Source organism: Allobosea sp. (assembly GCF_030694325.1).
In the GTDB taxonomy this organism is placed as follows: domain Bacteria; phylum Pseudomonadota; class Alphaproteobacteria; order Rhizobiales; family Beijerinckiaceae; genus Allobosea.
In genome coordinates this window covers 1-14225 of record NZ_JAUXYO010000237.1, presented here as the reverse complement: position 1 = coordinate 14225, position 14225 = coordinate 1, and the positions used below count along the sequence as shown (strand labels likewise).

Below are 14225 nucleotides of genomic sequence, written 5' to 3'. Positions count from 1 at the left end.
GACGCGCGTCTCGAAGGATGCTCCAGAAATCTCCGGTGCCCACTGGAGCATCCTTCGAGACGCCGCGTGCCGCGGCTCCTCAGGATGAGGGCTGAGAGGCTGAAGCGATTATCGCGACCAGAGAAAAACAGGGGAGTCACGTCATGCGCATTCTGAAATCCGTCCTTCTGGCCGCAGGCATGATCATCGCCGGCCATTCCGCCCAGGCCTTCGAGGTCGGGATCATCGGCTTCCAGTTCTCGTCGGAGACGCATGCGCGCGTCGCCAACGCGGCGGCCGCCGCCGCCAAGGCCAAAGGCTGGGGCGTGACGCTGCTCAACTCGGAGGGCGCGCTGCCCAAGCATGCCGAGCAGTTCGACGCCCTGATCGCCAAGAAGGTCGACGCCATCATCATCGCCATGGGCAAGCCGGTCGAGGCCGACGCCCAGTTCAAGGCGGCCAAGGACGCCAAGATCCCGGTCGTCACCGTGCAGTCGGGCTCGAGCCCGCATGCACTCTTCGACATCCAGACCAACGAGTACAAGGTCGGCGCGGATGCCGCGCTCTATCTGCTCGGCCAGCTCGGCTATCAGGGCAACATCGTCACCGCCCGCTTCGACCTCAACGTCGCCTCGCGCATCCGCGGCCGCATCCTCGATGCGGTGCTGGCCGAGAACCAGGCGGTGAAGGAGCTCGGCAAGTTCTCGATGGCCCGCACCCAGAGCTGGCGCGACGACGTCCGGGCCGGCATGCAGGCGCTGCTGCTGCAGAATCAGGGCAAGATCAACGGCATCTGGGCCTCCTTCGACGGGCAGGCCTACATCATCGACGACCTGCTGCAGGCCCAAGGCGTCAAGAAGGGCCAGATCCCGCTGGTCTCCGTCGATGGCGGCAAGGAAACCTATGCCCGCATCGCCGACCCCGCCTCGACCTTCACGGCCACCGTCGCGATCCCCTTCGAAGCGATGGGCAAGCAGGCGGTCGACGCGATCCAGACCATCGTCGTCGAAAAGAAGCCGAAGGAGACCGTCACCAGCGGGCCCTATCTCTTCACGGAGGCCGTGCTGGTCGACAAGACGAACGTCCAGCAGTTCCTGAAGTGAGGTCTCGGCCGGGCCCTCCCTTCTCCCCTTGCGGGAGAAGGTGGCTCGGCGAAGCCGAGACGGATGAGGGGGGCGCCGTGCGCTGTCCATCCCTCTCGTGTTGCGGGGGCTTGCCGGATAGGGCACGGCGCCCCCTCACCCCAACCCTCTCCCGCGAGGGGAGAGGGGGCTGGTCACCGCCCGTCGCCGCGTTGAGTCTGCCTTCGGAAGCCGCGCCATGACCGATCCCACCCCCCTCCTCTCCCTGCGCGGCATCGGCAAGGCCTACGGCCCCGTCGTCGCCGTGCGCGAGGTCGATCTCGACATCTTCGCCGGCGAGGTTGTCGCGATCTGTGGCGACAACGGCGCCGGCAAGTCGAGCCTGATCAAGGTGATCTCGGGCGCCGAGGAGCCGACATCGGGGTCGATCAGCATGCGCGGCCAGCCGGTCTCCTTCGGCTCACCGCATGACGCGCTGGAGCACGGCGTCGCCACGATCTACCAGGATCTGGCGCTCGCGCCGCGGCTCTCGATCGCCCAGAACGTGTTCATGGGCTCGGAGCTGACCCGGCCGCTGCTGCTGCCCTTCCTGCGCGTGCTCGACAAGAAGCGCATGATCGCGGAATCGCAGCGCTATCTCTCGCAGCTTTCGGCCGCCGTCACCGACATGACGCGCCCGGTCGAACGGCTCTCCGGCGGCCAGCGCCAGGCGGTGGCGATCTCGCGCGCGCTGCGCTGGAACGCAGAGGTCATCATCATGGACGAGCCGACGGCAGCGCTCGGCGTCAAGGAGAGCGCGCTGGTCCTCGACCTGATCCGCAAGCTCAAGGCCGACGGGCGCACGGTCATCCTCATCAGCCACAACATGCGCGACGTCGTCGCACTCGCCGACCGCGTCGTGATCATGGGCGCGGGCCGCAAATATGTCGACCGGCCGATCGGTGACCTGACGGCGGACGATATCGCTCATCTGATCATGGCCGGCAACGCGAAGGCAGCCTGAGCCAATGTCGATCCGCCCCACACGAGCCCTCATCCTGAGGAGCCGCGAAGCGGCGTCTCGAAGGATGGTTCAGGAGACTCTGGAAGCATCCTTCGAGACGCAGGCTGTGCCTGCTCCTCAGGATGAGGGCTGAGAGACATGCGCGAAGCGATCATCATCGACACGGACCCCGGCCAGGACGACGCCGTTGCGCTGCTGCTCGCCTTCGCGTCGCGCGACCGGCTCGAGCTGCGCGCCATCACCACCGTCGCCGGCAATGTCCCGGTGGCGCAGACCACCGCCAATGCGCTGCGCATCCGCGATCTCGCCGGGGCCGGGGCGACGCCCGTTCCGGTCCATGCCGGAGCAGAAGCGCCGCTGCTCTTCCCGCTGGAGACGGCGGAGTTCGTCTGCGGGCCCGATGGGCTCGCCGGCGCCGACCTGCCATCGCCCGCGAGCACAATCGCGCCAGGCCACGCCGTCGAGGCGATCATCGGCATCTGCCGCGCCGCGCCGGATGACGGCGTCACGCTCTGCCCGCTCGGGCCGCTGACCAATCTGGCGCTGGCTTTCCGGCTGGCGCCCGACATCCTGCCCAGGATCAGGCGCATCGTGCTGATGGGCGGGGCGCTGGGGCTCGGCAACATGACGCCGGCGGCCGAGTTCAACATCCATGTCGATCCCCATGCCGCCGCGATCGTCTTCGGCTGTGGTCGGCCGATCGTGATGTTGGGGCTCGGCGTCACGCTGCAGGCGATCGCGAGCCATGAGCAGGTTGCGCGGATCGGCGCGCTCGGCACCGCCAGCGGCCGGGCTGTCCATGGCATGCTGACGCGCCCGCGCCCGGGCGGGCTCGGTACGGTCGGGCACCCGATGCACGACCCCTGCGTCATCGCCTTCCTGCTCTGGCCGGAGCTGTTTTCGGGGCGCGACTGCTTCGTCGAAATCGAGACCGGCGCAGGCTCCCTGCGCGGCCGCACCACGATCGACTGGAACGGGCGGTTGAAGCGCGAGCCCAACGCCCATGTCGTCGCCACCGTCGAGGCGACGGTGCTGTTCGAGCGGATGATCGAACGCCTCGCCACCCTGCCCTGACCACCGTCGAGGATCAGCCATGCCCCATCTGGTCGAGGAATTGCGCGCCGAGGCGGACGCCGCCATCGCCGCGATGCGCGCAGCGGCGCTGGCCGCCCGGCAGATCCATGCCCGTGCCGAGCTGATGCGCCACATGCTCACGACGGCGCGCAAGGTGAAGGACAGGCGCAAGGCGGACGCGGTCGAGACCGTCGTGCGCGAATGGATGGACGCCTGGAATCTCGACCGGCACGACTGGCCGCATATCGCGCGGGAGATGGAGGCCTTCACCGCCGCCTTCCACGACTACGCCAATGATCCCTCAGACAGCCACGATGCGCGGCTGCGCGAGGCTTGCGCGGCGCTCGATGCGGCGCTGGCGAAGCAGGACACCTCGATTGCCGAGCAGATGGCCTTCCGCTCGCAATGCGCCCATCGCTGGTGGGAGCTGGTCGCGCCGACGCCGGCCGATCTGCCCGGCGCCAAGCCGCGCCCCTCGATGCCGGAACTGCGCCGCGACGCCCCGTTCTGGGAGGCTGGCTGCGCCGAGTTCTGCCGCTGAGCCGCGGCGCTCGGTTGAGCGATCGCCGGGGCGGCTCCGAGCGGTCATTCTAAACTCGCCCTTAACCTTAATCGGTCATTTGGTCAGTCCAGTAGTGGCGTCGCGGGGGCTTGGCCTGCCGTGATCCGGAGGTGGAAAGTCCATGCGGCTGATCGTCGGCGCAATCATCGTCTTCCTCTGCGTCTTCGGCGGCTATGCGGCGATGGGCGGCAAGCTCGGCGTCCTCTGGCAGCCCTGGGAGTACGTCATCATTCTCGGCGCTGCGATCGGCGCCTTCGTCATCGGCAACTCCGGGCCCGTGCTCAAGGCCGTGCCAGCCATGCTCGGCACGATCGTCAAAGGTCCGAAATACAATCAGGAGGCCTATGTCGAGCTGCTGGCGATGCAGTACTCCCTGTACAAGCTCGCGAAGCAGAAGGGCATGCTCGCGATCGAGCCGCTCATTTAAGATCCGCACGAATCGACGCTGTTCAACGCCTTCCCGACCTTTGCGGCAAATCATCACGCGGTCGAGTTCGTTTGCGACTACATGCGGATGCTGACGATGGGCGTCGACAACGTCCACGAGATCGACGCACTGATGGACGAGGAACTCGAGACGCACCATCAGGAACAGGAGCGCATCGTCTCGGCCATGCAGTCGATCGCCGACGGAACACCGGCGCTCGGCATCGTCGCCGCCGTGCTCGGCGTGATCAAGACCATGGGGTCGATCTCCGAGCCGCCGGAGGTGCTGGGCCATCTGATCGGTGGCGCGCTGGTCGGAACCTTCTTCGGCGTCTTCGTGGCCTATGGCTTCTTCGGGCCGATGGCGGCCTCGCTGAAGAGCACCTTCGAGGCGGAGTCAAAATACTATCTGTCGCTCAAGGCGGGCCTCCTCGCCCATATCAGCGGCCAGCCGCCGGTGATGTCGGTCGAATTCGCCCGCAAGGCCCTCTTCAGCGACGTCCGCCCGACCTTCAGCGAAGTCGAAGCGGCGACCGCCGCTCTGCCCGCCACCGTCTGACCCCAAGTCCAGCAGGAACGCGATGGCCAAGACCGACCAGCCGATCATCATCAAGAAGGTCAAGAAGGCGGCTCACGGGCACCATGGCGGGGCCTGGAAGATCGCCTATGCCGACTTCGTCACCGCCATGATGGCGTTCTTCCTGCTGATGTGGCTGATCAACATGACCACCAAGGAGCAGAAGATCGGTCTGGCCGAATACTTCGCTCCGGCGTCCGTCAGCCCCACCACCAGCGGCGCCGGCGGCGTGCTGATGGGCACGTCGCTGGACAAGGCAGGCAACAAGTCGTCGACGCCCCGCGACGCGGCCATGGGCACGGCCGGAAAGGACGAGGGTGCGCGCCGCAGCAGCACGGGCCGCGCCAGCGACCTCGAACTCAGCCGCACCGCCGAGGGCGCGCAATCTCAGCAGAGCGCCGCGGCCAGCATCCGGCAGGCGCTCCAGACGATGCCGGAATTCGCCGAAGTGTCGCGCAACATCGTGATCGAGCCGACCAAGGAAGGCTTGAACGTCTCGCTTGCGGATCAGGACGGCCGCTCGATGTTCCCCGAGGGCTCGGTCACCCCCCACGAGCGCACCCGGCGCGTGCTGGAGGTGCTCGCGCCCACCCTGCGCCGGCTGCCCAATCGCCTGTCCGTCACCGGTCACACCTCGGCCGCGCGTCCGGGCTCGCCGCAGGCTGCCGATTCCTGGGGCCTGACCGCCGGGCGCGCGGTCGCCGTTCGCGAGATTCTGACGGCGGCCGGGTTCCCCAGCGACCGTTTCACCGCCGTGGTGGGACGCGCCGACACCGAGCCGGTCATCCCCGACAATCCCTACCTCTCGCCGAACCGACGCGTGACGATCACGCTGATCAACGAAGCGCCGCCGCTGTCCCCGCGCAGCCTTCGCTGACGCGTCGTCCGCCCCCGCCCGCCACCGTTCCAGGCCGACCGAGGCGGGCCGACCAAGCAGAGATCGGGCGTCGCCGGACTTCAACGGAAGGCGTTCGAGAGCAACGCCTTCTGTCGTGTTTCTCCCCTCGCCGTCGGGGCGACCCCTAGAACGGGATATCGTCGTCGAGATGGCTCGACGAGGAGCGCGGGGCGCCGCCGCCGCCCGCCATCGCCGGCTGGCGAGCACCGCCGCCACCACCGCCCATCGGGCCCGAGCGGCCGAAGGACGAGCCGGACGAGCGATCCTCCATCATGCCGCCGCCCTCGCCATATTCGTCCGAGCCGCCCTGGCCGCGGCTGTCGAGGATGGTCAGCTCGCCGCGATAGCGCTGCAGCACGATTTCGGTGGTGTACTTCTCGACACCCGACTGGTCCTGCCATTTGCGGGTCTGGAGCTGGCCCTCGATATAGATCTTCGAGCCCTTCTTCAGATACTGCTCGGCGACCTTGGCGAGGTTCTCGTTGAAGATCACGACCGAGTGCCACTCGGTGCGCTCCTTCTTCTCGCCCGACTGCTTGTCGCGCCAGGTTTCGGAGGTGGCGATGCGCAGATTGACGACCGGCTCGCCCGAGCCGAGGCGCCGGACCTCGGGGTCGCGCCCGAGATTACCGACCAGAATGACCTTGTTGACGCTACCAGCCATGAGAGGCTCCATTTCCTGCGCACATCGAAACCGGCCCGCGACCGGAGCAGGACCCTACCGGCCGACCGCCGCACTATCAATGATGTTCCTGTTTTGTTCAAGCTCCCTTCGCGGGGTTGTCCCCTGCTTTCGTCGGAGCATTAGGATCGCCGCGGCGGCCGAAGCGTACTGCGCAGAAGCATCAAGCGCGCCGTCATCCCGGACGAGCCGCGCAGCGGCGCCGCTCCGGGATCCATCGTAGAGCTCCGGAGCCCTCCGATGGATCCCGGGGCAAGCCCGGGATGACGGCATGGTTCCGTGCAAGAACGGATTGGCTAGACGGCGTCGACCGTCCCGCCCCACACCCTCGCCTCGCTGAGCCCCAGCGCCGCGAACTCCCCGGCCCGCAGATCCGCCTCCTCCGCCGAAAAGAATTCGTCGAGCTGCGGCGGACGCACCGACGTCCCGCTGAGCATGGCATGGGCCTGGCCGCGATGATGGATCTGGTGCTGGAACAGATGCAGCAGCAGCCGATCGAGCCGCTCGCGCTGGATCCGGGCACCGCGATGCACGCTCACGATCCGCGCCAGTCCGCCCGTATCCGCCGCGGGGCCCGCCGCCTCGACCACCGCGATCAGCCGCCGGTCCATCGCCTCCTGCGCAACCTGAAGCTCGGGCAGGGTCGCGCAGGGTTCGCGGTCGGCCCAGGCGGCGGGGCCGAGCCTGCCGCCCTCCATCGCGTCGACATAGAAATGGTCGAGGATCAGGATGTGGTTGAGCGTCGCCCGCAGGCTCGGGAAGAACCCGGTGCGCGGCGCCACCCATTCGGCCTGCGAGAGGCCCGCGCAGGCACGCAGCAGCCGGTGATTGGCCCAGAGATTGTTGAAGGCCATCGCGCGATAGGGTCGCAATTCGTCCATGGTCGGTCCTCCCCGTCGAGGGAGAGACTGACAGCAAGCGCGCGACGCGTCATGGCAGCAGGCTCCCGGCGGCCCGCATCCCGGCTCAAGCCGCCGGCTCCACCACGCGCCGGTAGAGATGCCAGGTCGTATGGCCGAGCACCGGCAGCAGCACGACTAGGCCGAGAAAGGCCGGCAGCATCGCCACCAGGCAAAGCGCGCTGATCGCCGCCGCGAAGCCCAGCATCGGCACGGGGTTCGTCGAGACCGCTCTGACGCTGGTGATCATGGCGGTGATGAAATCGACCTCGCGGTCGAGCAGCAGCGGAAAGGAGATCACCGTCAGCGAGAACAGGATCGTCGCCAGCACCGCCCCGACCACATGGCCCACGGCCAGGAACATCAGGCCCTCCGCCGTCGAGGTGATCACGGTCAGGAAGCCCGTGAAGCTGGAGAAGGACTGGAAGCCGAGGAACAGCGCCAGCAGCAGCCGCACCTGGTAGAGCCACATCATCATCACGAACAGCGTGACGAAGGCCATCCAGCCCAGCTCCCGCTGGCCCTGGGCGAAGACGACGCCCAGCACTTGCCCCCAGCCCAGCGGCTCGCCTGCCTCGCGCCGCCGCGACACCTCATAGAGCCCCACCGCCACGAAGGGGCCGATCAGTACGAAGCCGGCCGCGAGAGGATAGGCCAGATAGGGCATGCCGAACCGCGTCAGCGACATCAGGATCGAAAGCCCGCCCAGGGCATAGATCCCCCCGAAGAACAGCCCGAACAGCGGCGCCGCCTGGAAGTCCCGCAAGCCGGCGACGAAGGCTTCGACCACGTCATGGATGGCGATGCGCCGCACCACCGGGTCCGGCCGCCGCGGCTCCGCCGCTCCGCTCCCGCTCTGGATCTCGTCCATGGCCTCTCCCCCGCTTGCGCCTCCGGCACGACGGCCGGGGCTTGGCTTTTGGGGATCAGCCTAGCGCCGTCACGGCCATGCGCATTGGGGGAGATCAATCCGGCCGGCGTCAGTGCCCGGGGGCGGCCGGCCCGTCGGAGGCGAGCCGCGGCAGGAACCAGGCGAGCAGGCCGATCGCCGGCAGGAAGGCGCAGAGATGATAGACCGCGTCGATTCCGATGCGGTCGGCGAGTTCACCCAGCATCGCCGCCGCGATGCCGCCGAGCCCGAAGGACAGGCCGTAGAACAGCCCGCCGACGAGCCCGATCCGGCCCGGCATCAACTCCATCGCGTAGATCAGGATCGCCGCGAAGGCACTGGACATGATCAGGTTGATCACGATCGTCAGCACGCCCGTCCAGGCCAGATCGACATGGGGCAGCAGCAGCGTGAAGGGCAGCGCACCCAGGATCGAGAACCAGATGATCTTGTTGCGGCCAATCCGGTCTCCCAGGATGCCGCCGAAGATCGCGCCCGCCGCCGATGAGGCCAGGAACAGGAACAGCATGACCTGCGAGGTCTGCACCGCGACCCCGAACTTCCCGATCAGGTAGAAGGTGTAGAACGAGCTGAAACTCTGCGAATAGGCGTTCTTCGAGAACAGCAGGATCACCAGGATCGTCACCGCGAAGCCCACCGCCGCCGTCGAGCGAACCGGGGCCGCCGCGGCCGCCTTCGCCCTGGCGGGCGCTGCCGCCTGCTGGCGCTGCAGCTGTGCATAGCGCCCGGCCGTCCAGGTCATCAGCACCATCGCGAGAAGCGCCGCGGCCGAAAACCAGGCCAGGCTCGCCTGCCCTCGCGGCACGATGATGAAGGCGGCGAGCAGTGGCCCGAGCGCCCCGCCCGTCTGTCCGCCGACCTGGAAGATGCCCTGCGCCAGCCCGTGACGCCCGCCCGAGGCGTTGCGCGCCATGCGGGTCGCTTCCGGGTGGAAGATCGAGGAGCCGAGCCCGACGCAACCCGCCGAGAGCAGCAGCAGCGGGTAGCTCCCGGCGTAGGCGAGCCCGATGAGCCCGAACAGGGTGAAACCCATGCCGACGACCATCGAATACGGCATCGGGTTCTTGTCGGTATAGGCGCCGACGAGCGGCTGGAACAGCGAAGCCGTGATCTGGAAGGTCAGGGTGATCAGGCCGATCTGCCCGAAATCCAGCCCATAGGCCACCTTGATGATCGGATAGATCGCCGGGATCAGCGACTGCATCATGTCGTTGAGCAGATGCGTCGCGCTCAGCGCGATCAGCACCGGCATGGCGGCGGCCTGGGCGATGCGGGCGGGCGGCGTGGTGGCGGTCATGTCCGAGAGGTATCCGGTTCGAGCCAGGCCAGAGCGTCGAGGCATTGAACCGGCGCAGGCTCCCAAGCCAGCGAAATATTGGCGGGGGCGCCATGCGCGGACACACGGATGCCGACATGCCCCTGCGGCGCGCACGGCTCTTGCTTGTGGCCGGGCTCTGTCGTTATGGCGACAGCGTCCCCCTTCAGGCACCCGCCTCCACACAGGATTCCCGTCAGATGAGCGTCGCCAACGGCCGGCACATCCTCGCGATGCCGGGACCGACCAATATTCCCGACCGCGTGCTGCAGGCGATGATGCGCCCGGCCGAGGAACTCGCCTCGAAGACGATCGTCGATCTGACCGAATCCGTCCTGGCCGATCTCAAGCGCGTCTTCCGCACCACGGGCGAGACCTTCGTCTACGCCGCCAACGGCCATGGCGGCTGGGAGGCGGCCCTGACCAATGTGCTGTCGCGCGGCGACAAGGTGCTGGTGCTGGCGAGCGGGCGCTTCGCCATCGGCTGGGGCGAGATGGCCGCCTTCATGGGCGCCGATGTCGAGGTGCTGCCGGGCAGCTGGCGCGCCGCGATCGACCCCGCCGCCGTCGAGGCGCGGCTGCGCGCCGATGCCGGCCACGCCATCAAGGCCGTGCTGATGGTGCAGATCGACACCGCGTCGGGCGTCGTCAACGACGTCCCGGCCGTGCGCCGCGCCATCGACGCCGCCGGCCACCCGGCCCTGTTCATGGTCGACGGCGTCGCCTCGGTCGGCTGCATGCCCTTCGAGATGGACGCCTGGGGCGTCGACGTCGCCATGTCGGCCTCGCAGAAGGGGCTGATGACCTCGCCGGGGCTGGCCTTCGTCGCCGCCAACGCAAAGGCGATCGCCGCGCACAAGACCGCGACCATGAAGACGCTCTACTGGGACTGGTCGTCCCGGATGAACACGCTCGCCTATATGAAGCATTGCGGCACGGCGCCGGAGCATCTGCTCTTCGGGCTGCGAGCGGCGCTCGACATGATCTTCGAGGAGGGGCTCGAGGCCGTCTGGGAGCGCCACCGCCTGCTCGCCGGCGCGACCCATGCCGCCGTCTCGCGCTGGGCCGAGGGCCAGGCGCTGACCTTCAACGTCACCGACCCGCTCCAGCGCGCGCCCTCGGTCACCCCGATCCTCGTCCAGGGCATCGAGGTGGCGACCCTCACCGACTTCGCCCGCGACACCGGCGGCGTCTCGCTCGGCCTCGGCATCGGCGAGCTCGGCGGCAAGGCCTTCCGCATCGCCCATATGGGCCATGTCAACGCGCCCACCGTACTCGGCACGCTCGCCGTGGTCGAGATGACGCTGCAGGCCAAGGGCGTGCCGCACGGTTCCGGCGGCGTCGACGCGGCGGTGGCCTATCTCGGCGCGGCGACGGCCTGAAGCGCATCGCGCGTCCCGCTCCGGGCCCTCATCCTGAGGAGCGCTCCGCAGGAGCGCGTCTCGAAGGATGCTCCAGGAGGTTCCGCAGCCATCTGGAGCATCCTTCGAGACGCCGCGTGCCCCGGCTCCTTAGGATGAGGGCTTTGGTGCCGCTCGCTCCCGCCCGCTCCTGCCATACCCTGTCAGCAGCGCCGTCTGCGACCCCGCGCCGCTGGCGATGTGCGTGATAGACATTGCCGCCGCCTGCCGGCCGGTCTGGCAGGACGCGGCTTTTGCCCTATCTCTACGCCTCATCCCTCTCCGGACGCCCCCATGGCTCGCAAACCCACCTCCGGCGCCAAATCCTCGTCCGGCAACAAGACTTCGTCGGGTCAGACCTCGTCCGGCAACAAGACCTCGCTCGCCGACCAGGCCGCGTCGCTCGAGGCGATGTTCGACGAGGCGCGGCGCACCGACTCGCGCATGATCACCGTGCGCGGCGCCCGCGAGCACAATCTCAAGAATGTCGATCTCGCGATTCCCCGCGACAAGCTCGTCGTCTTCACCGGCCTGTCGGGCTCGGGCAAATCCTCGCTCGCCTTTGATACGATCTATGCGGAAGGGCAGCGCCGCTATGTCGAGAGCCTCTCGGCCTATGCCCGCCAGTTCCTGGAGATGATGAGCAAGCCCGATGTCGACCAGATCGACGGGCTCTCGCCGGCGATCTCGATCGAGCAGAAGACGACATCGAAGAACCCGCGCTCCACCGTCGGCACCGTCACCGAGATCCACGACTATATGCGCCTGCTCTGGGCGCGCGCCGGCGTGCCCTATTCGCCCACGACCGGCCTGCCGATCGAGAGCCAGACCGTGCAGCAGATGGTCGACCGGCTCACCGAGCTGCCGGAGAAGACCCGCGGCTACCTGCTCGCTCCCGTGGTGCGCGGCCGCAAGGGCGAGTTCCGCAAGGAAATGGCGGAGTGGCTGAAGCGCGGCTTCCAGCGCGTCAAGATCAACGGCGAATTCGTCGAGATCCCTGATGCGCCCGCGCTCGACAAGAAGTACAAGCACGACATCGACGTCGTCGTCGATCGCCTTGTGATCAGGCCCGATCTCGGCGCCAGGCTCGCAGACTCGCTGGAGCAGGCGCTGGAGCTGACCGACGGCATCGCCGTCTTCGAATATGCCGATGAGAAGGAGGAGGACGGCTCGCCGCGCCGCATCGTCTTCTCCTCGAAATTCGCCTGCCCGGTCTCCGGCTTCACGATTCCGGAGATCGAGCCGCGCCTGTTCTCCTTCAACAACCCCTTCGGCGCCTGCCCGGCCTGCGACGGCCTCGGCCACGAGATGCGCATCGACCCGGACATGATCGTCCCGGATTCCTCACTCAGCCTGAAGAAGGGCGCCATCGCCCCCTGGGCCAAGTCGACCTCGCCCTATTACGGCCAGACGCTGGAGGCGCTCGCCCGCCATCTCGGCTTCTCGATGACCAAGCCCTGGGCCGAGCTCCCCGACAGCGCCAAGATCTCGATCCTCTACGGCACCGGCGCCGAGCCGGTCCGCATGGCCTACAACGACGGCCTGCGCGCCTATGAGGTGAGGAAGCCCTTCGAGGGTGTCATCACCAATATGGAGCGTCGCTGGAAGGAGACGGAGTCGGACTGGGCCCGCGAGGAGATCGGCCGCTTCATGTCGGAGACGCCGTGCAAGGCCTGCCAGGGCTTCCGCCTCAAGCCCGAGGCGCTCGCGGTCAAGATCGACATGCACCATATCGGCGAGATCTCGCGGCTCTCGGTCAAGGACGCGCTCGACTGGGTCTCCCGCCTGCCCTCGCGTCTCAGCCAGAAGCAGAACGAGATCGCCCCGCGCATCCTCAAGGAGATCCGCGACCGGCTGACCTTCCTGCTCGATGTCGGGCTGGAATACCTGACGCTGGCCCGCGCCTCGGGCACGCTCTCGGGCGGCGAGAGCCAGCGCATCCGGCTCGCGAGCCAGATCGGCTCGGGGCTGACGGGCGTGCTCTATGTGCTCGACGAACCCTCGATCGGCCTGCACCAGCGCGACAATGAGCGGCTGCTCGGCACGTTGCGGCGGCTGCGCGACCTCGGCAACACCGTCATCGTCGTCGAGCATGACGAGGACGCGATCCTCACCGCCGATTACGTCGTCGATGTCGGCCCCGGCGCCGGCATCCATGGCGGGCGCATCGTCGCCCAGGGCACGCCGCAGCAGATCCTCGACAATCCCGACTCGCTCACCGGCAAATACCTCACCGGCGAGATGTCGGTCGCGGTGCCCGTGCGCCGCCGCAAGGCCCAGAAGGGCCGCTCGCTGAAGATCGTCGGTGCCCGCGGCAACAACCTAAAAGATGTCTCGGTCGAGATCCCGCTCGGGCTCTTCACCTGCATCACCGGCGTCTCCGGCGGCGGCAAGTCGACGCTGGTCATCGACACGCTCTACAAGGCCGTGGCGCGCAAGCTCAACGGCGCGATCGACCACCCCGCCCCGCATGACCGCATCGAGGGCATCGAGCATCTCGACAAGGTCATCGACATCGACCAGTCGCCGATCGGCCGCACCCCGCGCTCCAACCCAGCGACCTATACGGGCGCCTTCACGCCGATCCGGGACTGGTTCTCCGGCCTGCCCGAGGCCAAGGCGCGCGGCTATCAGCCGGGCCGGTTCAGCTTCAACGTCAAGGGAGGCCGCTGCGAGGCCTGCCAGGGCGACGGCGTCATCAAGATCGAGATGCACTTCCTGCCGGATGTCTACGTCACCTGCGACGTCTGCAAGGGCAAGCGCTACGACCGCGAGACGCTGGAGGTGAAATACCGCGACCATTCCATCGCCGACGTGCTCGACATGTCGGTCGAGGAGGCCAAGTATTTGTTCACGGCCGTGCCCTCGATCCGCGACAAATTGGAGACGCTCGCCCGCGTCGGGCTCGACTATGTCAAGGTCGGCCAGCAGGCCACGACGCTCTCAGGCGGCGAGGCCCAGCGCGTCAAGCTCTCCAAGGAGCTGTCGCGCCGCTCGACAGGCCGCACGCTCTATATTCTCGACGAGCCGACGACGGGTCTGCATTTCCACGACGTCGCCAAGCTGCTCGAAGTGCTGCATGAACTCGTCGAGCAGGGCAATACGGTGGTGGTGATCGAGCACAATCTCGAAGTCATCAAGACGGCGGACTGGATCATCGACATGGGGCCGGAGGGGGGCGACGGCGGCGGCGAAATCGTCGCGGCGGGGCCGCCGTCTCAGATCATCAAGGAAACGCGCAGCCACACCGGGCGCTATCTCGCTGAAGCGATGGCGCGCAAACCATCCGTGGCGGCGCCGGCGAAACCCAAGAAAGCGCGAACGGTTTAAAAGCCCTCGCGGCCAGCGTCGCGGCCACGTCTTCTCCCCAAAAAAAAGCCGCCTCGCAACGGCTTGCGAAGCGGCTCATGTTTGCTGT

The 14225-nt window shown here is 67.7% G+C and carries 13 protein-coding genes; 9 read left to right on the top strand and 4 right to left on the bottom strand.

Going from position 1 to position 14225, the window contains the following annotated elements:
- Positions 1-143 precede the first annotated feature (143 nt).
- From Q8M82_RS15770 to Q8M82_RS15740, 7 genes are all read left to right on the top strand, one after another.
- On the top strand, positions 144-1082 hold the full coding sequence (locus Q8M82_RS15770) for a sugar ABC transporter substrate-binding protein (RefSeq protein ID WP_305692282.1): 939 nt from the start codon (positions 144-146) through the stop codon (positions 1080-1082).
- Positions 1083-1299: 217 nt separating this feature from the next.
- Positions 1300-2064 (top strand): ATP-binding cassette domain-containing protein, encoded by a 765-nt coding sequence (locus Q8M82_RS15765; protein ID WP_305692281.1) that lies wholly within the window; start codon positions 1300-1302, stop codon positions 2062-2064.
- Positions 2065-2202: 138 nt separating this feature from the next.
- Complete coding sequence (locus tag Q8M82_RS15760; protein WP_305692280.1) at positions 2203-3138, top strand: nucleoside hydrolase; 936 nt, start codon at positions 2203-2205, stop codon at positions 3136-3138.
- A gap of 19 nt (positions 3139-3157) precedes the next feature.
- Positions 3158-3679 (top strand): hypothetical protein, encoded by a 522-nt coding sequence (locus Q8M82_RS15755; RefSeq protein WP_305692279.1) that lies wholly within the window; start codon positions 3158-3160, stop codon positions 3677-3679.
- Between the two features lie 142 nt (positions 3680-3821).
- Positions 3822-4127, top strand: coding sequence for a motility-associated protein (locus Q8M82_RS15750; RefSeq protein WP_305692278.1), 306 nt, complete (start codon positions 3822-3824; stop codon positions 4125-4127).
- Positions 4128-4223: 96 nt separating this feature from the next.
- Positions 4224-4685: a MotA/TolQ/ExbB proton channel family protein gene (locus Q8M82_RS15745; RefSeq protein ID WP_305692277.1), complete on the top strand. Its 462-nt coding sequence runs from the start codon at positions 4224-4226 to the stop codon at positions 4683-4685.
- A gap of 22 nt (positions 4686-4707) precedes the next feature.
- Entirely contained in the window at positions 4708-5580 is an 873-nt protein-coding gene (locus Q8M82_RS15740) for a flagellar motor protein MotB (RefSeq protein WP_305692276.1), read from the top strand.
- Between the two features lie 145 nt (positions 5581-5725).
- Here the strand turns inward: Q8M82_RS15740 and ssb are convergent, their stop codons facing one another.
- From ssb to Q8M82_RS15720, 4 genes are all read right to left on the bottom strand, one after another.
- Complete coding sequence (gene ssb / locus Q8M82_RS15735) at positions 5726-6265, bottom strand: single-stranded DNA-binding protein (RefSeq protein WP_305692275.1); 540 nt, start codon at positions 6263-6265, stop codon at positions 5726-5728.
- Between the two features lie 314 nt (positions 6266-6579).
- A complete protein-coding gene (locus tag Q8M82_RS15730) occupies positions 6580-7164 on the bottom strand; it encodes a DinB family protein (RefSeq protein ID WP_305692274.1) in 585 nt (194 codons plus the stop codon).
- An 85-nt stretch (positions 7165-7249) separates the two neighbouring features.
- Positions 7250-8053, bottom strand: coding sequence for a DUF2189 domain-containing protein (locus tag Q8M82_RS15725; protein ID WP_305692273.1), 804 nt, complete (start codon positions 8051-8053; stop codon positions 7250-7252).
- A 109-nt stretch (positions 8054-8162) separates the two neighbouring features.
- Positions 8163-9389, bottom strand: coding sequence for an MFS transporter (locus tag Q8M82_RS15720; RefSeq protein WP_305692272.1), 1227 nt, complete (start codon positions 9387-9389; stop codon positions 8163-8165).
- Positions 9390-9607: 218 nt separating this feature from the next.
- On the opposite strand from Q8M82_RS15720, the gene Q8M82_RS15715 reads away from it, so the two are divergent.
- Positions 9608-10789 (top strand): pyridoxal-phosphate-dependent aminotransferase family protein, encoded by a 1182-nt coding sequence (locus Q8M82_RS15715; RefSeq protein WP_305692271.1) that lies wholly within the window; start codon positions 9608-9610, stop codon positions 10787-10789.
- A gap of 429 nt (positions 10790-11218) precedes the next feature.
- On the top strand, positions 11219-14137 hold the full coding sequence (gene uvrA / locus Q8M82_RS15710) for an excinuclease ABC subunit UvrA (RefSeq protein WP_305692283.1): 2919 nt from the start codon (positions 11219-11221) through the stop codon (positions 14135-14137).
- Positions 14138-14225: the final 88 nt, after the last annotated feature.

What these genes read in the sequence shown, in the direction of transcription:
- Q8M82_RS15715 (WP_305692271.1), top strand. Translation starts at nt 9,608, where the DNA reads ATGAGCGTCGCCAACGGCCGGCACATCCTCGCGATGCCGGGACCGACC.
- Q8M82_RS15760 (WP_305692280.1), top strand. Translation starts at nt 2,203, where the DNA reads ATGCGCGAAGCGATCATCATCGACACGGACCCCGGCCAGGACGACGCC.
- uvrA (WP_305692283.1), top strand. Translation starts at nt 11,219, where the DNA reads ATGTTCGACGAGGCGCGGCGCACCGACTCGCGCATGATCACCGTGCGC.
- Q8M82_RS15730 (WP_305692274.1), bottom strand. Translation starts at nt 7,164, where the DNA reads ATGGACGAATTGCGACCCTATCGCGCGATGGCCTTCAACAATCTCTGG.
- Q8M82_RS15745 (WP_305692277.1), top strand. Translation starts at nt 4,224, where the DNA reads ATGGGCGTCGACAACGTCCACGAGATCGACGCACTGATGGACGAGGAA.
- Q8M82_RS15740 (WP_305692276.1), top strand. Translation starts at nt 4,708, where the DNA reads ATGGCCAAGACCGACCAGCCGATCATCATCAAGAAGGTCAAGAAGGCG.
- Q8M82_RS15755 (WP_305692279.1), top strand. Translation starts at nt 3,158, where the DNA reads ATGCCCCATCTGGTCGAGGAATTGCGCGCCGAGGCGGACGCCGCCATC.
- Q8M82_RS15750 (WP_305692278.1), top strand. Translation starts at nt 3,822, where the DNA reads ATGCGGCTGATCGTCGGCGCAATCATCGTCTTCCTCTGCGTCTTCGGC.
- Q8M82_RS15770 (WP_305692282.1), top strand. Translation starts at nt 144, where the DNA reads ATGCGCATTCTGAAATCCGTCCTTCTGGCCGCAGGCATGATCATCGCC.
- Q8M82_RS15720 (WP_305692272.1), bottom strand. Translation starts at nt 9,389, where the DNA reads ATGACCGCCACCACGCCGCCCGCCCGCATCGCCCAGGCCGCCGCCATG.
- Q8M82_RS15725 (WP_305692273.1), bottom strand. Translation starts at nt 8,053, where the DNA reads ATGGACGAGATCCAGAGCGGGAGCGGAGCGGCGGAGCCGCGGCGGCCG.
- ssb (WP_305692275.1), bottom strand. Translation starts at nt 6,265, where the DNA reads ATGGCTGGTAGCGTCAACAAGGTCATTCTGGTCGGTAATCTCGGGCGC.
- Q8M82_RS15765 (WP_305692281.1), top strand. Translation starts at nt 1,300, where the DNA reads ATGACCGATCCCACCCCCCTCCTCTCCCTGCGCGGCATCGGCAAGGCC.